Below are 24,166 nucleotides of genomic sequence, written 5' to 3' on the forward strand. Positions count from 1 at the left end.
ATCTCAATTGTCTGCTGAGAGGGGAGCGCGCCGTGATCAGGCTACGCGGGTCGCGGACTTGGATTGATCCTCGGCGATACGTGCCATGTGCCGAATTTCGGACAGTCCGAGCAGGTAGGATACGACTGACTCGCCACCGCGGTTTTCATTCGCACGGTCCGGATGCAGTCCATCACGGCAGCTTCCTGTCTCCAGATCGACGAGCGGGATAGAAAGGTCATTGCTGCCGAGGAACCACGCGAAGACCCGGGCGGCTTCGCTCTTCCATTCGATGTTTTGGTCGGCGCGCCACGCCGCAAGGCTGGCCGCGATGGTGGCAGCAGCCTCGACAGGCTGTTGGTCGAAGCTGCGCGGCTGGCGCCGGATGTCGTGAAATCCCTCCGTCCCCACCGGCCTGAACTGACCGCTGGCCGAGGTCTGCTGTGTCAACAACCAGCGCAGGCTTCTCAGCCCGGCATTGAGATAGTCCGGCCGTTTCATTGCAGTGCCGGTGAGAATCAAAGCCTGGCAGAGTCTAGCGTTGTCATAAGAAAGTCCGTTTTCGAACCACACCCAATCGCTCGTCTCGACTTTCTCAAGAAGCGAGACGAGCCTGTCGGCCAGAATCGTCCGGATTGCATTGGCACGGCTATTGTCGGTGACGGTCGTGCAATACGCATCGAGTCCCAGCAACACGAACGCCCAGGCACGGGGCGAGAGGAAATCGCCGACCTTTGGTAAGGCCTCGGCAAAGAGTGCTGCGGCCCAGGTCCGCCGAGAGGTGTTCGCATCCGAAAGAGCGCAAACGCCCAGCGCCCAAAGTGTGCGCCCATGACTGTCTTCCGATCCGCTTTCTTCCAGCCAGCTGCGATCGAAAGCCATGAAATTTCGAAACCGGTGCGTCTCAGGATTCCACGCATGCTGGACGAAAGCTGCAAAGCGGGAGGTCAGGACCTCCGACAGACGCAGTTCCCCCGGCGTGTTCAATGCGCATGCCAGCAGCAGCGCGCGGGCATTGTCGTCGATGCAATAGCCATGCAAGCGATCCGGAACACAGTGGACCGCATGCTGGAGTAGCCCGGTATCGTCGCACATCGACAAGAAGTGACCAATGCGCATCTCGGGAGGTGCGCGACTATCTCGCAGGAGCGTACTCGTATCCGACTTTGCAATGGTCTTGAGCCGGTGGCGCCGAGCCGCGTTCTCGAAAACGGACATGTATCGATCGGCCGTCCGTTCCCAGGTCATGGAGCGGCTGCTGGCATAGGCGCGTTTGCGCATCGCTTGGCGCAGTGGCGCATTGATCAGAAGCTTTTCGATCTCGGTGCCGATCGCATCCGCATCCGCGAATGGGACGATGATGCCGCGGCCATCGGCAAGCAATTCACGGGCATGCCAATAGGGAGTCGATACCACGGCCTTTCCCAAGCCAAAACTATAGGCCAGGGTGCCTGACGTCATCTGAGATTCGTTCAGATAAGGCGTGACATAGACATCGCACATCGAGATGAAATCGAGCAGTGTCTCCTGGTCAACGAAACGATCAAGGAAGACAACGTGATCCGCGACGCCAGCTTCGCGGGCCCTTGCAATAAGGGATTCGCGATAGGCCTCGCCTTCGTCATGTACCAGATTTGGATGGGTTGCACCCAATACGACATAGACCGCATCGGGACAGGTGCTCAGAATGGACGGCATCGCATCGATCATGAATTCGATGCCCTTATTGGGCGAAAGCAGGCCGAACGTCAGAATGACAGACCTGCCGGCAAAACCGAGCCTCGTCTTTGCATCGTCGGGCTCCACAAAAGCGAATTCCGGAATTCCATGTGGAATGATCTCGATCTTCTCTTCGGCGACCTGATAGATGGTTCGCAGCAGTTCCCGACCTTTCTCTGCCATCACCACCACCTTCGACGACATCTCGACAACGCGTATGAAGACATCTTTTTGTGCGGCAGTGGGCTCTGCAAGAACCGTATGGAGCGTCGTCACGATCGGCATCTTGAGCAGCGAGAGAAGCTGGATGATATCGCTCCCGGCTTCGCCGCCGAAGATACCGAATTCATGTTGAAGCGACACCACGTCGAAATGGCCGTTGTTCAGGAATTCCGCAGCACGTATGTAGTCGTTGATCAGCCCGTCATTGATCTGAATGCCAACGGTGGCTGGATAGTCATAGAAATGACCGTGATCGGTCATCGCCACGATGACGGTTTTGGAGTCTGCGCGGGCGGCTGCTACTGCACTTTGCAGATCGGTAGTGAACGTGGCGATCCCACATCGGCGTGGAAGTGAATTGCCAATGAATGCAATGCGGCTGAACACCGTCAATCTGCTGCCTCGCGATTTCAAGGTTGAAAGGGCAATCGCTCAAAATTGGCAATGCTGCGCCAGCCGCGGCATATCGGACAATTTCGTGACAAAAGCAGCGCGCTCGGCAGGGACCATCAGGGTCATCAAGGCGCGCGAGCGCAGGGTGCGCTCTTTCTTCGCGAATAGCCATCAGTATCTTCGAGGGCTGGGAGTTGGAACAAATCGGTGGGAGGTTGGCGAGAGAGCGGTGATAATAAATCGGTCTTTCAGTGCCAGCCGTGGTAACGCTCGAGTTCACATAGCGGGAGTACGATATGGCCAAGGGAAATCGCGAAACCAAGAAACCGAAGAAGGTGCCGGTCAAGACGATCGCTGCTGCAGAGAGCCTCAAAGGCGGCGGTCCCAAGATCATGCCGGCGCTGGGTGCGGTCAGAAAGAAATAGTACTACTCCTCGCGCGGTAGCACTGGACGCTTCCCGTTCGGCGTTGAACAGAGAGCCCGCTCACGTGGCGACGATGCGTCAACGTTACGTCATCGAAATGTTCACAGATCGAGGAAAGACATGTCGATCAAGACGGCAATTCGAGATGCGTACGGTACACCAGCGATGTTCGCCGGCTCCAAGACAGGGCAGGAAGATGCACCGTTTGTTTTCATCAATGTTGGCGGCGAGGAGCGCCGGATGAGATCTGCCGAGTGGGAGGCGCTGCCGCCATGGCTAGGGGAACGCCCGGCCTGGGCAGGCAAAGGCTGATATTCGAGGTCTTCCTCGCCTGCTGGAACATAAATCCTTACGGCGACTTGTCGGGCGTGAATAACCTCAACCAGAGAATGCGAGGCCCCTGCATCAGCGGGGGCTTTTTATTGGAGAAACCCCATGGCTAAAAAGCCCAAGCTGCTCGCCGACCTTTTCCACGACACCCTCAAGGATGTGTATTTCGCCGAGAAGAAGATCTTCGCAACCCTGCCGAAGATGGCGAAGGCCGCTCACAACAAGGGCCTGAAGGCGGCCTTCCTGAAACATCAGAAGGAAACCGCAGGTCAGATCAAGCGCCTAGAGAGCGTGTTCAAGATTGCAGGCAAGAAGCCCGTCGCCAAGACCTGTGCAGCCATCATGGGCATCACGAAGGAGGGGACCGAGATCATGACCGAGTACAAGGGCATGCCCGCGCTCGATGCCGGCCTCCTGGCAGTCGCTCAGGCGGTGGAGCATTACGAGATGTCTCGCTACGGCACGCTTCGTACATGGGCGCAAGAACTGGGCATGTCGGATGCGGCCTCGTTGCTCGACGCGACTCTGAAGGAAGAGAAGGCTACGGACGCTGCGCTGACCAGTCTGGCAAAGTCGGTCGTCAACGTCGAAGCTGAAGCCGAGATGTGACACAGATACCCGGCTGCTTCGGCGGCCGGGATCTGCCGGTGTTTGAGAAAGTCTGGAACATTTGGCGCTGGCGAGCTTTACATTGGACAACCGCCGCACCGCGCGTCGGATACAGATGGCCTCTGCCATCATAAAGGCCAGCCATGAACATCCAGGCCGTCGATCGCGCCCTCGACATTTACGGGGCGCTCTCAGGTCATTCCGAGGCGCCCGGAGTTCGGCAAAAGCTTTCCATGCACCTCGATGAGCTGGTGGACAGCGGTGAGAAAGATCACCACCGTTTGACGGTGCACGGTCTGACATTCCTTCGCGAGTACGACCGACAGCGCAACAGCTAGCTTGTCTGAAAAGCTGCGGTGATCATAGCTGCTATCGTCGCGACGATGATCGCGGCGATGAAGCGGAAAGCTCGCGTTCTGCCTATTTCGTGCAGCGCGTTCCGGCCGACATAAAGCATCGGCTTCGTCCGTACCTGATCCACTGCGAACTTAGAAATTAGAGACTGCTTCGCAGTGTCGTCGGTTGGCTTGCTCGGGTCTTGAGCATCGACGGCTAGCCTAGCATTTGGGTGTCGCCGCAGATCGAAATAGCCTGGCCCGAGATCGTACGTCCGCGTGGGCTGGCCAGGAACAGGATCTGGTCGGCGATCTGTTCCGGTGTGACGTAGTCCTTGATTGACGTATAGGAGAACGCCGTTTTCTCCATCTCCGCAAAGGAAATGCCGCGCTGCTGCGCCTTGGCTTCCAGCACGCGGCGCTGGCGATCGCCGGCGACGAGGCCAGGCAGGATGGCGTTGACGCGGATGTTATCGGGGCCGAGCTCGATGGAGAGCGATTTCGTGAAGCCGATGACGCCCCATTTCGCTGCGGCATAAGGTGAGCGCATCGCGAAGCCCACGCGGCCAGCCGCCGAGGACAGGTTGACGATGGAGCCGTTGCTGCTCTGGCGCAGCAGCGGTACGGCGAGGCGCGTGCAGTTGAACTGGCCGGTCAGGCAGATGTTCAGGCAGCGGTCCCAGTCATCGGGATGCATCTCCTCGACCTTGGCGGTCGGGCCTGCGACGCCGGCATTGTTGACGAGGACGTCGAGGCCGCCGAGTTTAGCTGTTGCCTCATCGAACAGTCTTCGAACTGACGCACGATCAGCAACGTCGCAATGTGTCTGTGTGATTGCGGGATCACTCGCTGTGAGTGCGGCGAGAGCAGCCTGGTCCACATCGCAGACATGAACGCGTGCGCCTTCGCCGGCAAAGGCGCGTGCGATGGCGAGGCCAATTCCGTTGGCGCCCGCGGTAACGATGACGCGCAAACCCTCGATGTTGAGATCCATGGTGGCTCCGGGGACTTTGTGAGAACTAGGCGGAGAGGCCGCCGCGCGAGAGGATGAAGTTGGCTGCGCTGGTGATGTCGGCGGCGATCGCAGTCTTGGCGGCATCTGCATCGCCAGTCTCGATGGCCTTGCGGGCATCGGCGTGAAAGCGGACCGCTTCACCCTTGGCCAGGCGATCTGGATTGCCGCGCAGATCGAGATTGATGACGGGGCCAGCCTTGAGCCAGAGCGCACGGATGATCTCGACCAGGATCGGCGATTGCGCGGCCTCGTAAACGGCAAAGTGAAACGTCTTGTTGAGTTCGACGGCGCGCGGCAGGTCGGGTGCCTTCAATTCACTTTCTGCGCGCATGGCCGCTTCTGCGGTAGCGATGGAAGCGAGATTAGTGTCGCCACGTAGTCGCGCTGCCTCTGCTGCGGCATGACCCTCGATAGCGATACGCACCTTCGTCAGATCGCGAAACTGCGTGGCCGACATCACGGGCACGCGCACGGCACGGTTTGCCGCGACTTCCAATGCCTTGTCGGCCACAAGCCGCGACACCGCCTCGCGCACCGGCATTATGGACACGCCAAGCACCTCGGCGGCCGTACGCAATGACAGCTTTTCGCCAGGCGCGAGCCTGCCCGAGATGAGCAGATCCGCCAGTTGCGCATATGCGCGCTCGCCCAGCGTCTGGCGGTCGAGCGGCTCCACAAGGGTCAGTGCAGTCGGCAGGTTCAACGCGGTCTCCGGGTATCGTCGCGAAATTGCAGGGAGGGACTCGACAAAGTCCCCGTCTTTTGCAACTCTAACTGTGATCACAGATCACGGCAAGCGGACAAAGCCCTCTCAACAGAAGAGTGCGGCGCCTGCCGGAGGGGAAACAGCCGCGCCGCGCGGCCGTATCAGGGAGACGAATCTGATGTCGAACACCAATCAATTCACGCGCCGCAGTCTGCTGAAGACCGCAGGCGGTCTCGCACTTGCTTCCGGCCTCTCTGCACCATCGGTCCTGAGCGCGCAGACCTCCGAGGTCATCCGCATCGGCCATCTCACGCCGCGCACGGGCTTTCTCGGCCCGCTCGGCGAATATGGCGTCATGGCCATCGACCTCGCCGTCGAAGAGATCAATGCCGCTGGCGGCATGATGGGGCGCAAGGTTGAGCTGCTCAAGGAGGACTCGATCAATCCTCAGACGGCTTCGACCAAGGCGGAGCGCATGATCGAGCGCGACAAGGTTGCCTGTATCATCGGCGAAATTTCTTCGGCATCGTGTCTGACCATCGCGCAGGTCGCCACGCGCAACAAGACGCTGTTCATCAACACCGGTGGAAATTCCGATGCGCTACGCGGCAAGGACTGCCAGCGCTACATGTTCCACGTCGAGTCGCAGAACTCGATGTATGTGAAGACGGTCGGCCGCTCGTTCCTGCGCGACGGTCTGGTGAAGGGCAAGAAGTGGTACTCGCTCACGGCGGACTATGCCTTCGGCCATGACCTGCTCAGCGTGTCGAAGCGCTTCATGCAGGCCAATGGCGGCAATTTCGCCGGCGACGACCTGGTGCCCACCGACGCCACGGACTTTTCTGCCTATCTCCTCAAGATACGCGAGGCCAAGCCTGATCTCGTGGTGATCAATCTTGCCGGCAACCAGATCACCAACTTCCTCAAGCAGTATGCCGAATTCGGTCTGACTTTCCCGGTCGGCGGTTTCGGCTTCGACACGGCTCTGGCCTGGGCTGCAGGCAAGGGCAATTTCGTCGGCACCTGGCCTGTGGTCTGGCATCATCTGCTGGACACGCCTGGCAGCAAGGCCTTCGTCTCGGCCTTCACCAAGAAGTACAACAAGCCGCCGGAGAACCAGGCCTGGGGCGACTACATCGCCACCAAGATCGTGGCACAGAGCATCAACGAGCTGAAATCGGCCGAGTCGCCGAAGATCATCGAGTATTTCGAGAAGGGCGCGAAGTTCGATTTGCTGAAGACACGTCCCGGCTACTTCCGCGCATCGGATCATCAGCTGATGCACGAAATGTATGCGGTGACGGCGCTGCCTGCCGACAAGATCAAGAACCAGTGGGACATCTTCTCATCGAGCCCGGCCGTCCCGGGGCCGGATGAACCGCTCGAAGTTATCGCGTCCACCGCGGAAGAGAACGTCTGCAAATTCCCGAGCTAGCAACAATGTCGGCGTTTCGCTTTCGGGCGAGACGCCGACATTCTGCTCGCGAGTTGCTTCGGTCTCGTCCTTCCGACCCCTGTCAGATGCGCGCCGGCGCGCGACTGCGGAGCCCATATCATGTCCGCCATGTTGCTCACCCAGCAGATCCTCAATGGGCTGCTTGATGGTGTCTATTATCTTCTGATTGCGCTCGGCTTGTCGCTGATCTTCTCGCTCGGCGGCATCGTGAATCTCGCGCATGGCGCGTTCTATGCGATCGGCGCCTATCTTACCCTTGTCATTTCGCCCTATCTCGGCTTCGGTGGCGCATTCGTCGTGGCCCCCGTTGTCGTTGCGCTGCTCGGTGTTGTCATCGAGCGGACGTTGTTCCGGCGCTTCTATCGGTCAGATCCCATTCTCTCGCTGTTGCTGACTTTCGGGCTCGCGATGGTCGCCGAGCAGGCCTTGCGCATGATCTTCGGCGCGCCGCCGTTGTCCTATTCGATCCCGCCAGCGCTGCGAGGTCAGGTCGCGATCGGAAGCTTCATCTATTCGTTTTATCGCGTGGTGTTGCTCGGCATTGCCGTGGCCTGTGTGGTCGGGCTCTGGGTGCTGCTGCAGAAGACCTCATTCGGCCGTGTGGTCCGGGCCGGCGTGCAAAATCCGGACATGGTCGGAGCGCTCGGTATCTCGCTGCAGCCCTATATGTCGGTCGTCGCAGCCCTGGGTATTGGTCTGGCGGGACTCGCGGGCGTGTTGCTGGCGCCGATCTATTCGATCCATCCGGCGATGGGGCAGGAGATCATCACGCCCGCCTTCGTGGTGGTAGTGATCGGCGGCCTCGGCTCGTTCTGGGGCGTGGTGATCGCTGCGCTGCTGGTCGGATTGGTCAAGGGCGTCATGGTCGGCATCGGCTATTCGGCGGCGTCCACGGCGGCGATCTATTTGTTGATGCTTCTGGTGTTGCTGTTCCGGCCGCGCGGCTTGTTCGGCGAACGCATCATGCGGTTCGAGTAAGGCGATGCCAATGTTGAATCGTCTTCCCGTTCCATTGCTGATCGCGGGCATCGGCTTGCTCATCCTGCCGCCGATCTTGCTGGCGCTCGGATTGACCGTGACGTCGGCGACGGAGATCGTCGTCTTTGCACTGGCCTGCATGGCTCTGAATATCCTGGTGGGGCACACCGGTCTCGTCTCGTTCGGTCATGGCGCCTGGTTCGGCCTCGCGGCCTATGCTGCAGCGCTGATCCAGCGCAACTGGATGCCGAATTCATTCGTCGGGCCGACGCTGCTTGCACTTGTCGTGGTGGCCATCACGGCGGCTGCCTTTGGCTACCTGATCCTGCGCCGCCGCGGCGTGTATTTCTCGCTGCTGACGTTGGCGCTCGCGGCCATGCTCTACAGCGTCTCGTTCCGCTGGACCGACGTCACCGGTGGCGAGAACGGTCTTGGCGGCATCACCCGGCCGGCACTGCTTGGCTTCGACCTCGATGCGGGTGCGACCTATTACTGGTTCGTGGCGCTGATCGCGTTTCTCGTGCTGATCCTGCTGTGGTGCTTCCATAATTCCACGGTCGGTTCGGTGCTGGTGGCGATCCGCGAAAACGAACAGCGTGCACGCTTCCTCGGCTACCCCACCAATCGCTACAAGCTCGCCGCCTTCGTGCTGTCGGCTACCATCACCGGGCTGGCTGGCATTCTGCTGCTCTACAAAAACCGGATGACGTCGGCGGATCCCATTTCGGTGGCGTTCTCCGGCGAGTTGCTGGCCATGGTCGTGATCGGCGGCATGCGTAGTTTCCTCGGGCCGGCGTTGGGCGCGCTCTTCTTCATTCTGTTTCGTGAGTTTCTCGGCATCTATTCTGAGAACTGGTTGTTCTGGTTCGGTCTCGTTTTCGTTGGCTTCATCATCTTCTCGCCTACCGGCCTGATCGGCATGGGCGAGCGGCTGATCGCGCCATTCCGCAAGAAAGTGGAAGAAGACGCGGCGATGTCGGCGCGGCGCATCGAAGTATTGCCGTTGCCGGAATTCCTGAAGCCGAAATCGTCCGTCGATGGCGCTGTGCTTGCCGCCAGCCATATGGTGAAGAGCTTCGGTGGCATCAAGGCGGTGCAGGGCGTCGACATCGCCATCGCCGATCGCACGCTGCATGCGCTGATCGGTCCGAACGGTGCCGGCAAGACCACCGCGTTCAATCTGCTGTCGGGCATGTACAAGCCGGATCAGGGCAGTGTGTCGCTGATGGGCAGGCCTATCGCCGGCCATACGCCGGAAGATATTGCGAGGGCAGGTATTGGGCGTTCGTTCCAAATCACCAACCTGTTTCCCGCGCTCAGCGTTGGCGAAAATATCCGCCTCGCGGTGCAAGCACGGCATCCGCGGCGCTTCGATCCCGTGACCAACGCGCTATCGATTGGCGCAATCAACGCGGAGACCGATGCGGTGATCCGCTATCTCGGCCTCGCAGGAATCGAGAAGGCAGAGGCGGGCATGCTGTCTTACGGCGGTCAACGCCTGCTCGACATGGGCGTCGCGCTGGCCACGGCGCCGCGCGTCCTGTTGCTTGACGAACCGCTTGCAGGCCTCGCTGCTGCCGAACGTGAACGTATCGGTGCGATCATCAAGCGCATCTCGACCGATTTGCCGGTTCTGCTGGTCGAGCATGACATCGATCGGGTGTTCCAGCTGGCCGACCACGTCACCGTCATGAATGAGGGACGCGTATTGCTGGATGGCTCCGTCGAAGAGGCGCGGTCCAGCCCGAAGGTGCAGGAAGTCTATATCGGGTCGGGTACGACGGCTGTGGCTGCGCGCCCCCGTGAGACCGCGGCGGGGGCGAAGCCGCTGCTGTCGGTGAAGAATGTCGATACGTTCTATGGCAAGAGTCATATTCTCAACGACGTCAATTTTACCCTGCACGAGAACGAGATCATCGCACTGCTCGGGCGCAATGGCGCGGGTAAGTCGACCTTGCTCAAGTCGTTGATCGGGATCGCACCGGCTTCGAATGGCTCTATTCAACTGGCGGGCAGCGAGTTGATCGGCCTATCGTCTGCGGAAGCCGCGCGGCTCGGTATCGGCTACGTACCGCAGGGACGCGCCTTGTTCGCGGGCATGTCCGTCGAGCAGAATCTCGAACTTGGTGGTCTGAAGCGGCAGACTGGCAATGGCGTGCATTGGACCCGCGAGCGCATCTACGATTATTTCCCGCGCATTCGTGAGCGTCTCGACAGTCCCGCCGATTATCTGTCAGGCGGCGAGCAGCAGATGGTGGCCGTGGCGCGCGCACTGTCGGGCGACGTCCGCGTCTTGTTGCTTGATGAGCCATTCGAAGGATTGGCGCCCGCGGTCGTGGAGCAGTTGTTTGAAACCTTTGACCGGCTCCGCAAGGAAATTGCCATCATCATCGTCGATCATAATCTCGATCTCGCTTTGGCTTTGTCCGATTCGACGGTGGCCCTGGAACGGGGCAAGGTCATTCATCAGGGGCCGTCGAAGGCCCTGCGTGACGATCTCGATCTGCGCCGCAAGGTGCTGTGGCTGTGAGAACATCAATGACAGTAAACAATCGACATGTTGGGATCGTCGGCGTTGGCTTGATCGGACGCGCCTGGGCCGCGATTTTCGCGCGCGCAGGATGGACCGTGCGGCTGACAGATCCGCATCGCCCGACGCTGGATGCTGCGCCCGGGCTTATTCGCGATGAGCTGCATGCGCTGGCCCGCCACGGACTTGCCAATGACCCCAACGGCGCCGCCGCGCGCATCTCGATCGCAGAAAGTCTGGCCGATGCGGTGAAGAACGTTGCCTTCGTGCAGGAGAACGGCCCCGAAAATGTCGATCAGAAGATCGCCATCTTCGCCGAACTCGACCGTCTCGCGCCTCCGGATGCATTGCTCGCGTCATCCACCTCGGCCATCGTGGCGTCCCGCTTCACTGAAATGCTTCCGGGGCGGGCGCGATGCCTTGTCGGTCATCCCGTCAATCCGCCGCATCTGGTGCCGCTGGTCGAACTATGCGGCGCATCCTGGACCTCGCAGGAGACCATCGACCGCGCGCGTGAGATCTATCGCGAGATTGGGCAGGTCCCCGTGACCGTCAACCGCGAGATCAACGGCTTCATTCTCAATCGCCTACAGGGCGCCTTACTCGCCGAGGCGTTTCGTCTGGTCGGCGAAGGTTATGTTTCTGCGGAGGATCTCGACCACACCGTAAAGGACGGCCTCGGTCTGCGCTGGTCGTTCCTTGGGCCGCTGGAGACCATCGAACTCAATGCGCCCGGTGGCATCCCCGATTACTGCGCGCGCTACACCGGTTTCTACAAAGAGCTGGCCGCTGCATCGGCAGGACCCGAGGTTTATCAAAGCCCGAATGTCGATCGGGTGATAGCGGCCTGGCCGCATCAGCCGTCGCCCGACCGGATTGCCGCGCTGACGCAGCAACGCAACGAACGCCTCGCAGCGCTGGCGGCTCACAAGGCCGTGCAGGGCGAAAAATCCTGACTACACCATCTCTTAACAGCAAGACGGAGACTGACATGAGCCGCAAAGTCATCATCACCTGCGCCGTGACGGGCGCTATTCATACGCCCTCAATGTCCAAGGCATTGCCGGTGACGCCGCAGGAAATCGCCGACGCTGCCGTGGATGCGGCGGAAGCCGGCGCCGCCATCGTGCATCTGCACGCGCGCAACCCGAAGACCGGGCAACCCGATCAAAGTCCCGAAGCCTTTGCGCCGTTCCTGAAGATCATCAAGCAGCGCACCAATGCGGTGATCAATCTGACCACCGGCGGCGCGCCCACCATGACGGTGGATGAACGCGTACGGCCTGCCGCGGTCTACAAGCCGGAAGTGGCGTCGCTCAATATGGGCTCAATGAATTTCGGGTTCTTCGGCATGCTGAACCGCTTCAAGAAGTTCGAACATGATTGGGAATTGAAGCACCTGCAGAACAAGGACATCGTGTTCCGCAACACGTTTCAGGACATTGAGTACGTCCTGAAGACGCTGGCCGAGACGGGTACGCGCTTCGAGTTCGAATGCTACGACACGGCGCATCTCTATAATCTGGCCTACTTCCTCGAACAGGGGCTGGTGAAGCCGCCGCTGTTCATCCAGACGGTGTTCGGTTTGCAGGGCGGTACAGGTGCACATCCCGAAGATGTGCTGCACATGAAGCGCACGGCGGATCGGTTGTTCGGCGACAAGTATGTCTGGTCGGTGCTCGGCGCCGGTCGCAATCAGCTGCCGATCGCGGCGATGGCCGCGGCCATGGGCGGCAATATCCGCGTCGGTCTGGAAGACTCGCTGTGGGCGGCGCCAGGTCGCATGGCCTCCTCGAATGCCGAGCAGGTCACGCTCGCGCGCAAGATCGTCGAAGGCTTGGGTCTTGAGATCGCGACCCCGGATGAAGCGCGCGAGATGCTTGATCTGAAGGGTGGAGACAAGCTGGAGGTCTAAGCTATGCCTGGAGGAGGCGGACAGTGCAAGAGATGTCCGCCTCCTCTGCTTTAGGGAAACCCGCTGGCGAATGGCCCGCTTCTGACACAAAGGCGACGTGGTGGGCCACTGCTCTTGGCGCAAAGCGGACATTTTGCGCGCTGGACCTCGCGCAGATCGCATACTTTATCGTTCATGAATTTGGCGTTTCTCAACCAAATCTCTCTGTATGATTCTGTTCACCATCTGCTTTAGGGAAGCAGCGAGCCGCATAAGAGATGCTGTGTCATGCTCGAAGATCAACTTCGACAAGGAGGCGTCAATGGCCCTTATCATTATGCCGTTTTTGGTGACCGCAGCGGCTGTCGGTATGTTTGTCCTGGCGACCGAACGCACCGATGACAAACAATGCAGTTAGGCGCGCGGCTGGTCAGATTTAGAAATCTCCGGCTGATTGGAGAGCAGCAGAACGGCTTCTGAGATCAACAAGGCTACATCGCTTAGATCCAGGCGTTGGGCCCGGCCTCGCATGATGTGCAGATCGTTTTTCAACAGAATAAGTTGAGCGCGGCGAGAAACATCAGACATCTTAGGTTCCCTAGCGTGGGAACCGCCCAGCTTCATCATACGGAATGTAGAGTTCGGCCGAATTACTGCAGATGAATGTTCAATGCATCCCATATGACGTCAGATCTGTCATGCAACGCGCTCTTGTCTGATCACTCGCTTGTTATCGTTTGGGCGTAGCCGCTTCCGGATTGGGCCGAATTGATAAGAAGGTCGGAGGGGTTTGCCGGTATGCGAGTCCGCCCTTGTTCAAAGCGAGGGCCAAACCAGAATCACGTTGGCTCAATCAATGAGATCCAACACTGGCTTATCGCGAAATCCTTGGTGGCTGTGTCGAGCGGCGCACGACGAGCACGGGCGCTGTGACGACGTAAGGCGCATCGCCGCGCACGCCTTCGATCAGGTCGAGCAGGAGTTGGCCGGTCTGTTCACCCATCTCGCGGTGGCTGATGCGGATCGTGGACAGCGGCGGATCCACCAGATCCACCAGCGGCATGTCGTTGTGACCAATCACTGACAGATCTTCCGGACATCGCCGGCCCATTTCGCGCAACGCTTCATAGATGCCGAGCGCGAGGAGATCGTTGGCTGCGACGATGGCGGTGGCCTCAGGCTGTCGTGCGAGCAGTCTGAGTGCAGCAGCGCGTCCTGCCTCGCGCGTGAATGCTTCAGCTTCTTCGATATCACTGTCAGCCGGCGCGAGACCCGCTTCGTGCATTGCCTCCACGAAACCGCGGCGGCGGAGCGAGCCGGTCGATAGCATTTGCGGGCCGGCGAGGTGGAGGATGTGGCGATGCCCAAGTTCGAGAAGATGCGCAACCGCGAGCCGCATCCCGACCACATCGTCCGAGACCACCGAAGGCACACGCGCCTCAGCTTCCGCGCGATTGACAAGCACGACAGGGACTTTCCAACTCAGACAACGCTCGATCGAATTATCCTTGAGCGCGACATTCGCCAGCACGAGGCCGTCCACGCGGCGTGCCACGAGCCGTTGAACGATGTCGTCGGCGCCCGTCCGTTGCGGTTGCGGGTCGGCGACGATCAGCGCGTAGCCGCGTGCCGATAGCACGTCTTCGAGACCGCCGATGATGGGCGAGAAGACCGGGTTCGCGATGTCCGGGACGATGATGCCGACCATGTTCGAACGGCCGCTGCGCAGACTCGCGGCCACCGTGTCTGGGCGGTAACCCAGCCGCTCCACTGCTTCCAGAATCCGGCGCACGACCGGCTCGCCGATCCGTCCGCGGCGGGCAGGGTCGAGCGCGCGCGAGACGGTGGATGGGTGCACTCCCACCTCGCGCGCCACGTCTTTGATTGTCGTCATCCCTGCCACGATCTCCAAACTATCTGTTGCAGTTGACTTGCGCAATCGATTGCATTAATTGTGCAATCGATTGCGCATCGTGGATAGCCAAAAAATTGCAATGTGAGGGAGTGGTCGATGATCATTACGCGCCAGGAGGACGTGACCGACGTTGTGCTTGCCGCGATGAGCGCTGCACCCAATGAGCGGCTGCGCACGGTCATGAGCGCCTTCGTTCGCCATCTGCACGACTTTGCTCGCGAGGTCCGGCTGACCGAGGCGGAATTCGAGTTTGCCATCGATTTCCTCAACCGGATCGGCCAGACCACGACTGACAGCCATAACGAGGGCGTGTTGTTCAGCGACGCGGTCGGGCTCTCGACATTGGTCTGCCTGTTGAACAACGGCCAGGACGGGGCGAGCGAGACCGCCGCAGCGTTGCTCGGGCCGTTCTGGCGGGCGAACGCTCCGCGCGTAGAGAATGGTGCCTCGATCTTGCGTTCGCCGACGCCCGGTGCACCGCTGTTCGTCGATTGCCGCATCACCGACGCGCTGGGAGCGCCGCTCTCGGGTGTCAGCGTTGATGTCTGGCAGGCCTCGCCATCGGGAATGTACGAAAACCAGGACGCCGGTCAGGCCGACATGAATTTGCGCGGCGTGTTTGAGACCGATGCGAACGGCCGCTTCGCCTTTTGCTCGGTCAAGCCTGCTGGCTATCCGGTGCCGACCCATGGTCCGACCGGGGAGATGCTGGCTGCGCAGCGCCGGCATCCGTTCCGGCCGGCGCATTTGCATGTGCTTGCCTTCAAGCCGGGCTTCAAGACGCTGATCACGCAGATCTTTGTCGATGACGACGAGCATCTGGAGAGCGATGTCGTATTCGGCGTGACGCGCGCGCTGATTGGCGATTACCGTAAGGGCGAAGGCGCGCCGCCAGCGCCGGATGTCACTGGCGAATGGTTCAGCCTCAACTACACATTCGTCATGGAGCCCGGCGAGGCTGTGCTCCCTCATCCTCCCATCAAGTGAGCTGTCGATGTCGGATATTCTTGCTAACAAGGTAGCCGTGGTGATCGGCGGTTCGGGCGGCATCGGCGCCGCGGCCGCGCAAGCTTTGGCCGCCGAAGGCGCCCGTGTCGTCGTGACCTGGCGCTCCGGCGAAGCAGCCGCCAACGCGTTGCTGGCCGGCCTTCCGGGCGAAGGCCACCTCGCCAGACGCGCGGTAATTGAAGATAGTGCAACGCTGACCGCGCTTGCCGGCGAGGTGGAGCGAGCGTTCGGCCGCTGCGATATTCTCGTCAACACCGCGGGCTACACCAAGCCGATCCCGATCGGGGATCTCGACGCGCTGACCGACGAGTTCATCGACGACATGTTCAAGGTGAACTGGCGCGGCCAGTTCGCGGCCATCCGCGCTTTCGCGCCGCTGCTCAAAGCGAGCGACGACGGGCTCATCGTCAACGTTTCGTCGATTGCGGGGCTGAATGGTGTCGGCTCCAATCTGGCTTACGCGGCGATCAAGGCCGGCATCGACACCATGACCAAGTCGCTCGCGCGGGCATTGGCGCCGGCAGTGCGGGTGATGGCGGTGTCGCCCGGCGTGGTGGCTACTGACTTTGTGCCGGGCCGCGATGCGGCCGCGCTCGGAAAGGTCGCGGGGACCATTCCGCTCAAGCGTGTTGCGACGGCCGAGGATGTCGGCCGCGCAATCGCGGCCTGCGCCACCCACCTGACCTATTCCACCGGCTCGCTGATCGTCGTTGACGGCGGCCGAGCGTTATAAGGAGAGATTGATGCGCCCGATGCTCGACAAGATCGTCATCACTTGCGCCGTCACTGGCAACCTGACGCGGCCGGACCAGACCCCGCATCTGCCAATCACGCCGGAAGAAATCGCCGACGCCTGCCTCGGTGCCGCTGAAGCCGGCGCGGCAGTCGCGCACATCCATGTGCGAGAGCCCGGCACCGGCGCGCCGTCGATGAAGCTCGACTATTATCAGGACGTCGTGGCGCGCATTCGCGCGCGCAATCGTAACCTGATCCTGAACATCACTACCGGGCCCGGCGGTCGCTTCGTGCCTTCGCAGGACGATCCCAGGGTCGCCGCCGCTGGCACCACGCTGATGAACCCGGAAGAACGCGTCGCCCATATCACGGCGCTGAAGCCCGACATCTGCACGCTCGATCTCAACACCATGAATTCCGGCGGGCAGGTGGTGATCAACACGCCCGGCAATGTGCGCCGCATGGCCAAGGTCATCCGCGAGGCCGGCGTGAAACCCGAGATCGAACTGTTCGATTCCGGCGATATCGCGCTGCTGCACGATCTCCTCGCCGACGGTACACTCAGCGGCCCGGCGCTCACCTCCTTCGTGATGGGCGTCAAATATGGCTTCCAGCCGTCGCCGGAAACTGTGTTGTATGCGCGCGGTCTGCTGCCGCGGGATGCGCATTTCACGGCCATCGGCATCGGCCGCTCCACATTTCCCATGGTGGCGCAATCGGTGCTCGCTGGCGGTCATGCCCGCACCGGTCTGGAAGATGCGGTGATGCTCGGCCGCGGCGTACTGGCGCCGTCGAACGCCGTGATGGTGGACAAGGCACGCCGCATCATCGAAGAACTCGGCGCGCAGATCGCGACGCCTGCTGAAGCACGCGCACTGTTCGATTTGCCGGGCGCCGCATAACACAGCATTCGAGGACTGAAATGACTGCAGCCGCCAAGACTTCCTCCAGCGTCACCGCAACATGCCTGCGGGTCGCCGCCAAGGCTGATCGCATCGAGAATGTGGCGCTCGGCATCGAGCAACGCACACTCGCCTGCGCCAGGCCAAGCGATGCGCTGGTTGAGATAAAGGCCGCCGCGATCAATCCGTCGGACGCCAAGGCGACGCTCGGTCTGATGCCGCATGCCGTATTTCCGCGTACGCCTGGCCGGGACTTCGCCGGCGCCGTGATCGACGGACCGGCCGACCTGATCGGCAAGGAAGTGTTCGGCTCGTCCGGCCAACTCGGGATCGGTCGCGATGGCACCCATGCGACGCATCTGGTGGTCGAGGCGTCTGCGCTGGTCGAGAAGCCGGCAAACATCAGCCTCGCGGAGGCGGCTGGCATCGGCGTGCCCTTTGTCACCGCGCAGGAAGGCTTTCGTCGCAGCGGCATGCCGAAACCCGGCGAGACGGTGTTGATCCTCGGCCTGAACGGCAAGGTCGGTCAGGCGGCGACGCAGATCGCGTCCTGGCAGGGCGCTCGCGTGATCGGCGTGGTTCGCAAGGACGAGCTATATGCTGGCCATGCCCATGGCGAGGTGACCGTCGTCGATTCCAGCCGCAATGACGTCGCCGCGACCGTGCGCGAACTCACCGGCGGCAAGGGCGCGGACATCGTCTACAACACTGTCGGCGAACCCTATTACGACGCCGGCACGAAATCGCTCGCGCATCTCGGCCGCCAGATCTTCATTGCCTCCACCAAGGCCACCGTGCCGTTCGATATCTTCGCCTTCTATCGCGGCAAGCACACCTTCTTCGGTGTCGACTCGCTGTCGCTGTCATCGCCGGAAGCCGGCGAGATCCTGCACGAATTGGTGCCGGGTTTCGCCAGCGGCGCATTGAAGCCGTTTCCGATCAAGCCGGACGCGATCTACCCGCTGGAGCGCGCTGCAGAGGCCTATGTCGCCGTGCTCGGCTCCTCGCGCGATCGTCTTGTTTTTCAGCCTAACGGGTGAAGCCATGCATGTTGTCCGCCTGAGCGATGCCCGCGTTACGAAGCCCCTGGCCACAATGACATGCGGATGTTCCGCCTGCAGGGCCGCGACGCCGGGCCCGGCGATGTGATGTGGCTCGGCATGAGCCAGATCCTGCCGGGCGGCGGTATTACGCCCTCGGCCTCACCGGAGGAGAAGTTCTATGTCGTCCTCGAAGGCGAGGTGACATTCGAGACGCCGGATGGCATCGCCACCCTGGGCATTTGGGATTCCTGCCGCATCGCGCCGAACGAGACGCGCGCCTTGCGCAACGAGACGAAACGACCGGCAGTGGTTTTGCTCGCAATGCCACTGCCCAACACCGCAAGAGGCTGAAAGCCCGGCACTCAATACTCCAGGGAGAAACAAATGGACCGCCGCCAGTTTATGGTCGGCTCCGGCCTTGCCGCGACAGCGGCGTTGATGGGCACGCGGGCTGTCGCACAGACCTATCCGAACCAACTCGTCCGCATCGTGGTGCCGTTTTCGGGCGGCAGCATCACCGACATCCTCGCACGTTCGGTGGCCGAGAAGCTGACCGCGAAATGGAAGCAGCAGGTCATCGTCGAGAATAGGCCCGGCATCGCTGGCGTCAGCAGCGTCGCCAAGGGACCGACCGATGGCTCGCAGATCATGCTGACCTCAAACGGCCACAGCGTGGTCGGCGTGGTCAACAAGAACCTCAATTTCGATCCGATCAAGGATTTCGCTGCGATCAGTCGTGTCGGATCGACGCCGTCCATCCTGATCGTCCCGCCGGATGCACCGTTCAAGACGCTGGCCGAACTGATCACCGCGGCGAAGGCCAAGCCGGATTCGCTGAGCTACAGCTCGGCGGGCGTCGGCAGCGCCACCGGCATCGCGGCCGAACTGTTCAGGCATCTCACGCAGACCAAGATGGTACTGATCCCGCATCGCGGACTGCCGGAATCCCAAATCAGCATCATGCGCGGCGATACCTCGGTTGCCTTCACCTATTTCGGTGTCGGCGGTGATCTCATCCAGTCCGGCAAGCTGCGTGCACTGGCGGTCACCGGCAAGAGCCGCATGGCTCAACTGCCTGATGTGCCGACTTTCGCCGAGGCGGGGCTCCCCGAATTCACCTATGATAGCTGGTTCGGCCTGCTCGCCGCCGCCGCAGTGCCCAAGCCCATCGTCAGCCAGATCGCGCGTGACGTCGCTGAGGCGCTCAGCGATCCCGCCCTGATCAAGCAATTCGCTGGACAGGGCGTCGATCTTGCGAGCTCGACACCGGAAGCTTTTGAAACGGAGCTGCGCAACGACGCGGAGCGTTATGGCAAGCTCATCGCGATGTCGACGGACGGGGCGACCAAGTAAGCAGGCAGGCCTGCAGCACGCGACGCGTCTGCAGGCCCGTTGGCGTTACTTCGCGATATACGCGTCGGGCGTCGGGCAAGTGCGGTTCTTGTAGGGGACGAGCCACGGCGCGTAGTTCGCCTTGGTGATGATCGCGCCCGGAATCGTGACCTGCTTCGGCGCGCTCTGGCCGCGAATGGCGTTAAGGCCCACCGCGGTGGCGACGCAGCCGATCTTGAAGCCGTCAAACTCGGCGATCGCCAGCAGGCTGCCCGCCTTCACGGCTTCGACTGCTTCCGGCACGCCGTTGATCGAAACCACTGCAACGTTCTTGCGGCCGGCGGCATTGAGAGCCTCGATGGCGCCGAGCGCGGACGCGTCGGCGGCGGCGATCACGCCGTCGATGGTGCTGAACTGCTGGATCAGGTTTTCCATCGTCTGCATGCCGAGCAGGCGCTGGAAGTTGGCGGGCTGCGAGGCCAGTACTTTGATATTCGGATAGTCCTTGGCCGCGGCGTCGAAGCCGCGCTTGCGCTCGTCACCCGTCGTGGAGCCCTTGACGCCTTCGAGGATCACCACATTGCCCTTGCCGCCGAGGTGGTCGAACAGGGTCTTGGCGATGTCGTAGCCGAGCTTGTAATCGTCCTGGCCAACAAAGGAGAGATAAGGCGCGTCGCCGCCGCGGTCGTTGTAGTTGATGATCGGCAGGCCGGATTCGATTAGGCGCTTGATCGTCGGAAGTTGCGCCTTTGCGTCGATCGGCATGAATAGCATCAGATTGGGCTTGGTCACGCCGACATCTTCGAGCTGCGACATGCCTTCGGTGATATTGTTCGGCTTGGTCGGCGTGTAATATTTGACCGTCGCGCGCATTTTCTCGGCCATCTGCGCGACGCCGGCGCGCACGCCCTCGAAATGCGGGTCCACCTGGTTCTTCGTGAAGGCTGCAATCACTTCGCCATCGGCGCGCGCTGCCGAATTGAACAGGGTGCCGCAAATGACGGCGGCAAGAACGCATCGGATAGATCGGGTGGTTCGCATGATGGCCCCTCTAGTTGTGAATGACGAGACGTGTGGTGAACTGGTGATGCCGGGTCTATCCGCTCCCTGATCGGCGTCGGCTGATGACGAGATCCGCAATGATGGCGACCAGGACGACGGCGCCGTTGACGAAGGGGTGCCAGGTCGCTGCAACATTCAGCAGATTGAGGCCGTTGACGATGATGGTGAGCAGGATGGCGCCAAGCACGGTGCCGACGATGTTGCCGTTGCCACCGAACAAGGATGTGCCGCCGACCAGAACTGCGGCGATAGCAGGAAGCAGCAATGGCTCGCCGATTCCGGGCTCGGCGGCATTGAGGCGTGCGAGATAGACGAGAGACGCGATGCCCGCCGTCAAGCCGCTGAGCACGTAGAGCAGCAGCCGACGACGCTCGACCGGGACGCCGGACAGCACCGCGGCGGTCTGGTTGGCGCCCATGAAATACGCCTCGCGGCCGAAGGTCGTGCGGTGCAGGAGGATGCTGCAGGCGAGACAGACCACAAGCGTGATCCAGATCGGCAGCGGAACGCCGAGGAAGAAGCCGGTGCCGAAATAGCGAAACGACATCGGCATGCCGTAGATCGTCTGCCCGGCCATGAACCAGTAGGCGATGCCCTGCGCCACCCACAACATGCCGAAAGTCGCAAGGAAAGGCGGCAGCTGCAGGCGGTTGATCATCAGCCCGTTAGCGTAGCCGATCAGCGTGCCGGCGCCGATCGCGACCGCGACGCCGTACCACGGGTTGCCGGTCGTCTTGATCGTGGCTGCGGCGAGACAGGCCGACAGCGTCAGATTGGCGCCGACCGACAGATCGAGCCCGCCGCCAATAATGACGAGTGTGAGGCCGGACGCCACGAGAAACAGCAGGCTCGCCTGTCGCAGCATGTTCAGGAGATTGCTCACCGACGCGAATCCCGGATCGACCGCGGTCAATGTGCCGGCGATCAGGGCGATCAGCACGAACCGGCCGAGCAGGGCCGCGGCGTCAGACGACAGGGACGATGGGCGAATATCGAGCGTTGCCGGGACCGTCATGCCGTACGCCTCACGAATTGTTTGCGCGCCTGATCGATCAGCAGCGCGAGGATGAGCAGGATGCCGATGCATACGACCTGCAGCGACGAGTCGATGGACAGAATGTTGAGTCCATTGCGCAGCACGGTGATGGCGAGCGCGCCAAGCACAGCGCCGAACAGCCAGCCCTGTCCTTTTTCGAAGGAGGTGCCGCCAAGCACCACCGCGGCAATCGCCTCGAACTCCATGCCGATGCCGACGGTTGGATGCGCTGAATTGGTGCGTCCGATCAGCAACACCGCCGAAAGGCCGATGATCGCGCTGCCGAGCACATAGACCGCGAGGTGGACGAGATTGGCGCGAATGCCGGCGAGACGCAGCGCGTCCTTGTTGCCGCCGATGGCGATCACGTAGTTGCCAAGCCGAGTGCGATAGAGCAGTAGCCACAGCGCGGCATAAAGGGCGGCTGCGATCGCGATCGGTGTCGGAATGAACCAAAGCTGGGAGCGATAGAAGGTTTCGATGGCAGGCGTGAAACCGCCGACCGGATCTCCATTGGTGAGCACCAGCGCAATCCCCTGCATCAGCCCCATGGTGCCGAGGGTGACGACAAAAGCAGGGAGCGACAGATAGGCGATCAGGATGCCGTTGAGGGCCCCGAAGGCAATGCTCACCGCTAGCGTCGCCGCACAGGCGGCGAACACGCCCCATCCGGCAAGAAGCGCCTCGGCGACGATGACGCCGCTCAGCCCGAGCAGAGCTCCGGCCGACAGGTCGAGGCCCTCGGTCATAATGATGAGCGTCATCGGCAGGGCGAGCATCAGCAGTAGCGAGGTCTGCAAGCCGACATTGATGAGGTTGGTCTGGGATACGAATCTCGGATTGACGATCGTGAACAGCACCAGCATCAGGATCAGCAGGAGGCCGGCGCCGGGGATTGCGCTGAGGAACTGGCCCATGCCGGACCTGCGCTGCAGCTGGATCATCATGCTCATTGATGCACCGCCAGTTCGAGGATGGCCCGCTCGGTTAACTGGTCGCCGGCGAGATGCCCGACGATGCGATGGTCGCGCATGACATAGGCGCGGTCGCAGAGCTGGACGAGCTCCGGCAGTTCCGAGCTGATGACGACGACACCGGCCCCGCCATCGACCAGTTGATCGATCAGGCGATAGATCTCCGCCTTGGCGCCGACATCGACACCGCGCGTCGGTTCATCCAGCAGGAACAGCCTGGACCCTGCCGCCAGCCATTTGGCCAGCACGACTTTCTGCTGATTGCCGCCGCTGAGGGTGTGGACGCTCTGGCGCGTGCCATGCGCGGCGATGCCGAGCTGTGCGATCAGCCCGCATGTGTCCCGCTCTGCTTTGGCCGGTGAGAACCAGCCGGAGGCGAAGCAGCGCCACAGCGAGGCGACTGTCGCATTGTCGCGGACATCGAGTGGCAGCGCCAATCCCTCCCGCTTGCGATCTTCCGGGAGCAGGGCCATGCCCGCACGCACCCGTCTGTCCAGTGTGGCCGGCGCGCGCGATCCCAACAGAGAGATCTCGCCGCTTGCGATCGGGTCCGCGCCGAACAAGGCCCGGACCACTTCAGTCCGGCCGGACCCGACGAGGCCGGCAAGCCCCACCACCTCGCCGGCGAGAATTTCGATGGAGATGTCCGACAGTTTGGCCGTGTTCACATCCCTTGCGAACAGGACAGGCTCGCCGGGCGGGCGCGGCGTCCGTGCGAGTTGCGATCCCGACGGCCGTCCGATCATCGCGCCGACCATCTCGGCCTGGCTTTTCTGATCGCGCAGCACGCTGGTCACGACGGCGCCGTCGCGCAGGATAGTGATGCGATCGCCGAGCATCTGCACCTCCTTCATACGATGGGAGATGTAGACGATGGCGACGCGCTTCTCCGTCAATCGCGCGATGGTTTGAAACAGGCGATCTGATTCACGCTCGGAGATCGCCGCCGTCGGCTCGTCCATCACGAGCACCCGCGCGTTCTGCGACAGCGCCTTGGCGATCTCCACCATCTGCTGCTGGGCCACGCCGAGATCGGCGGCATATGCGTGGGTGTCGTAGTCGAGCCCGAGATCGTCGAGGATGATGCGCGCGGCTGCATGCATGGCCGCGGAATCGACGAGACCGAAGCGACTGAATGCGGCTTCGCGACCGAGAAAGATGTTCTGCGCGATGTCCAGATACGGGATCAGCGAGAATTCCTGGAAGATGACGGCGACACCAAGCGCGCTGGCATCGGCCGGGCGGGTGACGGCGACCCGCCGGCCCTCGATCTCGATATAGCCGCGATCGGCCGCATAGGCGCCGTACAACGTCTTGATCAGCGTCGACTTTCCCGCACCATTCTGGCCGAGGATGATATGGACCTCACCGGCATAGACGTCGAGCGATACGTTCTTGAGCGCATGCACACCGGGAAAGGATTTGTCGATACCGACCAGACGCAGGAGCGGCGCATCGGCTTTGCTTCCGGTCGCCCGCGACGCAGACCCCTTTGGGGTGTGCAGCGAACGGTCCCCTTGCTCATCTTGATTTTCAGTGCCGTGCATCATTGTCGGCCTCGTTTGGCC

24 protein-coding genes are annotated in these 24,166 nt (G+C 61.6%); 15 read left to right on the plus strand and 9 right to left on the minus strand.

What is annotated here, in order from left to right:
* Window positions 1-36: 36 nt before the first annotated feature.
* Window positions 37-2,313, minus strand: coding sequence for a glycosyltransferase family 4 protein (locus AB8A38_RS26030; RefSeq protein WP_439087883.1), 2,277 nt, complete (start codon window positions 2,311-2,313; stop codon window positions 37-39).
* 296 nt (window positions 2,314-2,609) lie between these two features.
* Between AB8A38_RS26030 and AB8A38_RS26035 the strand changes: the two genes are divergently transcribed.
* The 4 genes from AB8A38_RS26035 to AB8A38_RS26050 all read left to right on the plus strand — a co-directional run bounded on the left by AB8A38_RS26035 (window position 2,610) and on the right by AB8A38_RS26050 (window position 4,015).
* Entirely contained in the window at window positions 2,610-2,738 is a 129-nt protein-coding gene (locus AB8A38_RS26035; protein WP_256461248.1) for a hypothetical protein, read from the plus strand.
* Window positions 2,739-2,858: 120 nt separating this feature from the next.
* Entirely contained in the window at window positions 2,859-3,050 is a 192-nt protein-coding gene (locus AB8A38_RS26040) for a hypothetical protein (protein ID WP_068735371.1), read from the plus strand.
* A gap of 123 nt (window positions 3,051-3,173) precedes the next feature.
* Complete coding sequence (locus tag AB8A38_RS26045; RefSeq protein ID WP_439087884.1) at window positions 3,174-3,677, plus strand: YciE/YciF ferroxidase family protein; 504 nt, start codon at window positions 3,174-3,176, stop codon at window positions 3,675-3,677.
* Window positions 3,678-3,820: 143 nt separating this feature from the next.
* On the plus strand, window positions 3,821-4,015 hold the full coding sequence (locus AB8A38_RS26050) for a hypothetical protein (RefSeq protein ID WP_439087885.1): 195 nt from the start codon (window positions 3,821-3,823) through the stop codon (window positions 4,013-4,015).
* 214 nt (window positions 4,016-4,229) lie between these two features.
* Here the strand turns inward: AB8A38_RS26050 and AB8A38_RS26055 are convergent, their stop codons facing one another.
* Complete coding sequence (locus AB8A38_RS26055; RefSeq protein WP_439087886.1) at window positions 4,230-5,006, minus strand: SDR family oxidoreductase; 777 nt, start codon at window positions 5,004-5,006, stop codon at window positions 4,230-4,232.
* Window positions 5,007-5,031: 25 nt separating this feature from the next.
* Window positions 5,032-5,730: a GntR family transcriptional regulator gene (locus AB8A38_RS26060; protein WP_439087887.1), complete on the minus strand. Its 699-nt coding sequence runs from the start codon at window positions 5,728-5,730 to the stop codon at window positions 5,032-5,034.
* 181 nt (window positions 5,731-5,911) lie between these two features.
* On the opposite strand from AB8A38_RS26060, the gene AB8A38_RS26065 reads away from it, so the two are divergent.
* The 5 genes from AB8A38_RS26065 (at window position 5,912) to AB8A38_RS26085 (ending at window position 12,612) form a co-directional block, all read left to right on the plus strand.
* Window positions 5,912-7,168, plus strand: coding sequence for an ABC transporter substrate-binding protein (locus tag AB8A38_RS26065; protein WP_439087888.1), 1,257 nt, complete (start codon window positions 5,912-5,914; stop codon window positions 7,166-7,168).
* Between the two features lie 120 nt (window positions 7,169-7,288).
* Window positions 7,289-8,167, plus strand: a complete 879-nt coding sequence (locus AB8A38_RS26070) for a branched-chain amino acid ABC transporter permease (protein WP_068734877.1) — start codon at window positions 7,289-7,291, stop codon at window positions 8,165-8,167.
* A gap of 10 nt (window positions 8,168-8,177) precedes the next feature.
* Window positions 8,178-10,697: a branched-chain amino acid ABC transporter ATP-binding protein/permease gene (locus AB8A38_RS26075; protein WP_439087889.1), complete on the plus strand. Its 2,520-nt coding sequence runs from the start codon at window positions 8,178-8,180 to the stop codon at window positions 10,695-10,697.
* 8 nt (window positions 10,698-10,705) lie between these two features.
* Complete coding sequence (locus tag AB8A38_RS26080) at window positions 10,706-11,653, plus strand: 3-hydroxyacyl-CoA dehydrogenase (protein ID WP_439087890.1); 948 nt, start codon at window positions 10,706-10,708, stop codon at window positions 11,651-11,653.
* 35 nt (window positions 11,654-11,688) lie between these two features.
* Complete coding sequence (locus AB8A38_RS26085) at window positions 11,689-12,612, plus strand: 3-keto-5-aminohexanoate cleavage protein (RefSeq protein ID WP_068734883.1); 924 nt, start codon at window positions 11,689-11,691, stop codon at window positions 12,610-12,612.
* 393 nt (window positions 12,613-13,005) lie between these two features.
* Here the strand turns inward: AB8A38_RS26085 and AB8A38_RS26090 are convergent, their stop codons facing one another.
* Window positions 13,006-13,179 (minus strand): hypothetical protein, encoded by a 174-nt coding sequence (locus tag AB8A38_RS26090; RefSeq protein WP_439087891.1) that lies wholly within the window; start codon window positions 13,177-13,179, stop codon window positions 13,006-13,008.
* A 286-nt stretch (window positions 13,180-13,465) separates the two neighbouring features.
* Window positions 13,466-14,494 (minus strand): LacI family DNA-binding transcriptional regulator, encoded by a 1,029-nt coding sequence (locus AB8A38_RS26095; RefSeq protein WP_439088608.1) that lies wholly within the window; start codon window positions 14,492-14,494, stop codon window positions 13,466-13,468.
* 108 nt (window positions 14,495-14,602) lie between these two features.
* On the opposite strand from AB8A38_RS26095, the gene AB8A38_RS26100 reads away from it, so the two are divergent.
* The 6 genes from AB8A38_RS26100 (at window position 14,603) to AB8A38_RS26125 (ending at window position 19,547) form a co-directional block, all read left to right on the plus strand.
* Window positions 14,603-15,493, plus strand: coding sequence for a dioxygenase (locus AB8A38_RS26100; RefSeq protein ID WP_439087892.1), 891 nt, complete (start codon window positions 14,603-14,605; stop codon window positions 15,491-15,493).
* Between the two features lie 7 nt (window positions 15,494-15,500).
* Window positions 15,501-16,247: an SDR family NAD(P)-dependent oxidoreductase gene (locus AB8A38_RS26105; RefSeq protein WP_439087893.1), complete on the plus strand. Its 747-nt coding sequence runs from the start codon at window positions 15,501-15,503 to the stop codon at window positions 16,245-16,247.
* 19 nt (window positions 16,248-16,266) lie between these two features.
* On the plus strand, window positions 16,267-17,151 hold the full coding sequence (locus AB8A38_RS26110; RefSeq protein WP_439088609.1) for a 3-keto-5-aminohexanoate cleavage protein: 885 nt from the start codon (window positions 16,267-16,269) through the stop codon (window positions 17,149-17,151).
* A gap of 20 nt (window positions 17,152-17,171) precedes the next feature.
* The gene (locus tag AB8A38_RS26115; protein WP_439087894.1) at window positions 17,172-18,191 is read left to right on the plus strand and encodes a quinone oxidoreductase family protein; all 1,020 of its coding nucleotides are present in this window, start codon (window positions 17,172-17,174) and stop codon (window positions 18,189-18,191) included.
* A gap of 66 nt (window positions 18,192-18,257) precedes the next feature.
* Entirely contained in the window at window positions 18,258-18,545 is a 288-nt protein-coding gene (locus AB8A38_RS26120) for a cupin domain-containing protein (protein ID WP_439087895.1), read from the plus strand.
* A gap of 33 nt (window positions 18,546-18,578) precedes the next feature.
* Window positions 18,579-19,547 carry a Bug family tripartite tricarboxylate transporter substrate binding protein gene (locus tag AB8A38_RS26125; protein ID WP_439087896.1) on the plus strand — a complete coding sequence of 323 codons (969 nt, stop codon included), beginning with the start codon at window positions 18,579-18,581 and terminating at the stop codon, window positions 19,545-19,547.
* A 45-nt stretch (window positions 19,548-19,592) separates the two neighbouring features.
* Here AB8A38_RS26125 and AB8A38_RS26130 read toward each other — a convergent pair whose 3' ends face one another.
* Genes AB8A38_RS26130 through AB8A38_RS26145 form a run of 4 tightly spaced genes read right to left on the minus strand, consistent with a single transcriptional unit; the run spans window position 19,593 to window position 24,145 of the window.
* Window positions 19,593-20,567, minus strand: a complete 975-nt coding sequence (locus AB8A38_RS26130) for a sugar ABC transporter substrate-binding protein (protein ID WP_439087897.1) — start codon at window positions 20,565-20,567, stop codon at window positions 19,593-19,595.
* A 55-nt stretch (window positions 20,568-20,622) separates the two neighbouring features.
* Window positions 20,623-21,603 carry an ABC transporter permease gene (locus AB8A38_RS26135; RefSeq protein WP_439087898.1) on the minus strand — a complete coding sequence of 327 codons (981 nt, stop codon included), beginning with the start codon at window positions 21,601-21,603 and terminating at the stop codon, window positions 20,623-20,625.
* Complete coding sequence (locus tag AB8A38_RS26140) at window positions 21,600-22,577, minus strand: ABC transporter permease (RefSeq protein ID WP_315843373.1); 978 nt, start codon at window positions 22,575-22,577, stop codon at window positions 21,600-21,602. The genes AB8A38_RS26135 and AB8A38_RS26140 overlap by 4 nt, the downstream gene beginning before the upstream one ends.
* The gene (locus AB8A38_RS26145) at window positions 22,574-24,145 is read right to left on the minus strand and encodes a sugar ABC transporter ATP-binding protein (protein ID WP_439088610.1); all 1,572 of its coding nucleotides are present in this window, start codon (window positions 24,143-24,145) and stop codon (window positions 22,574-22,576) included. Before AB8A38_RS26145 ends, AB8A38_RS26140 begins: the two co-directional genes overlap by 4 nt.
* Window positions 24,146-24,166 lie beyond the last annotated feature (21 nt).

It is taken from the genome of Tardiphaga sp. 839_C3_N1_4 (assembly GCF_051811045.1).
Taxonomy (GTDB): Bacteria; Pseudomonadota; Alphaproteobacteria; order Rhizobiales; family Xanthobacteraceae; genus Tardiphaga.

What these genes read in the sequence shown, in the direction of transcription:
- AB8A38_RS26135 (WP_439087898.1), bottom strand. Translation starts at nt 21,603, where the DNA reads ATGACGGTCCCGGCAACGCTCGATATTCGCCCATCGTCCCTGTCGTCT.
- AB8A38_RS26075 (WP_439087889.1), top strand. Translation starts at nt 8,178, where the DNA reads ATGTTGAATCGTCTTCCCGTTCCATTGCTGATCGCGGGCATCGGCTTG.
- AB8A38_RS26040 (WP_068735371.1), top strand. Translation starts at nt 2,859, where the DNA reads ATGTCGATCAAGACGGCAATTCGAGATGCGTACGGTACACCAGCGATG.
- AB8A38_RS26120 (WP_439087895.1), top strand. Translation starts at nt 18,258, where the DNA reads ATGTTCCGCCTGCAGGGCCGCGACGCCGGGCCCGGCGATGTGATGTGG.
- AB8A38_RS26090 (WP_439087891.1), bottom strand. Translation starts at nt 13,179, where the DNA reads ATGTCTGATGTTTCTCGCCGCGCTCAACTTATTCTGTTGAAAAACGAT.
- AB8A38_RS26110 (WP_439088609.1), top strand. Translation starts at nt 16,267, where the DNA reads ATGCTCGACAAGATCGTCATCACTTGCGCCGTCACTGGCAACCTGACG.
- AB8A38_RS26045 (WP_439087884.1), top strand. Translation starts at nt 3,174, where the DNA reads ATGGCTAAAAAGCCCAAGCTGCTCGCCGACCTTTTCCACGACACCCTC.
- AB8A38_RS26055 (WP_439087886.1), bottom strand. Translation starts at nt 5,006, where the DNA reads ATGGATCTCAACATCGAGGGTTTGCGCGTCATCGTTACCGCGGGCGCC.
- AB8A38_RS26100 (WP_439087892.1), top strand. Translation starts at nt 14,603, where the DNA reads ATGATCATTACGCGCCAGGAGGACGTGACCGACGTTGTGCTTGCCGCG.
- AB8A38_RS26035 (WP_256461248.1), top strand. Translation starts at nt 2,610, where the DNA reads ATGGCCAAGGGAAATCGCGAAACCAAGAAACCGAAGAAGGTGCCGGTC.
- AB8A38_RS26115 (WP_439087894.1), top strand. Translation starts at nt 17,172, where the DNA reads ATGACTGCAGCCGCCAAGACTTCCTCCAGCGTCACCGCAACATGCCTG.
- AB8A38_RS26125 (WP_439087896.1), top strand. Translation starts at nt 18,579, where the DNA reads ATGGACCGCCGCCAGTTTATGGTCGGCTCCGGCCTTGCCGCGACAGCG.
- AB8A38_RS26070 (WP_068734877.1), top strand. Translation starts at nt 7,289, where the DNA reads ATGTCCGCCATGTTGCTCACCCAGCAGATCCTCAATGGGCTGCTTGAT.
- AB8A38_RS26085 (WP_068734883.1), top strand. Translation starts at nt 11,689, where the DNA reads ATGAGCCGCAAAGTCATCATCACCTGCGCCGTGACGGGCGCTATTCAT.
- AB8A38_RS26140 (WP_315843373.1), bottom strand. Translation starts at nt 22,577, where the DNA reads ATGAGCATGATGATCCAGCTGCAGCGCAGGTCCGGCATGGGCCAGTTC.
- AB8A38_RS26105 (WP_439087893.1), top strand. Translation starts at nt 15,501, where the DNA reads ATGTCGGATATTCTTGCTAACAAGGTAGCCGTGGTGATCGGCGGTTCG.
- AB8A38_RS26080 (WP_439087890.1), top strand. Translation starts at nt 10,706, where the DNA reads ATGACAGTAAACAATCGACATGTTGGGATCGTCGGCGTTGGCTTGATC.
- AB8A38_RS26065 (WP_439087888.1), top strand. Translation starts at nt 5,912, where the DNA reads ATGTCGAACACCAATCAATTCACGCGCCGCAGTCTGCTGAAGACCGCA.
- AB8A38_RS26050 (WP_439087885.1), top strand. Translation starts at nt 3,821, where the DNA reads ATGAACATCCAGGCCGTCGATCGCGCCCTCGACATTTACGGGGCGCTC.
- AB8A38_RS26130 (WP_439087897.1), bottom strand. Translation starts at nt 20,567, where the DNA reads ATGCGAACCACCCGATCTATCCGATGCGTTCTTGCCGCCGTCATTTGC.
- AB8A38_RS26145 (WP_439088610.1), bottom strand. Translation starts at nt 24,145, where the DNA reads ATGCACGGCACTGAAAATCAAGATGAGCAAGGGGACCGTTCGCTGCAC.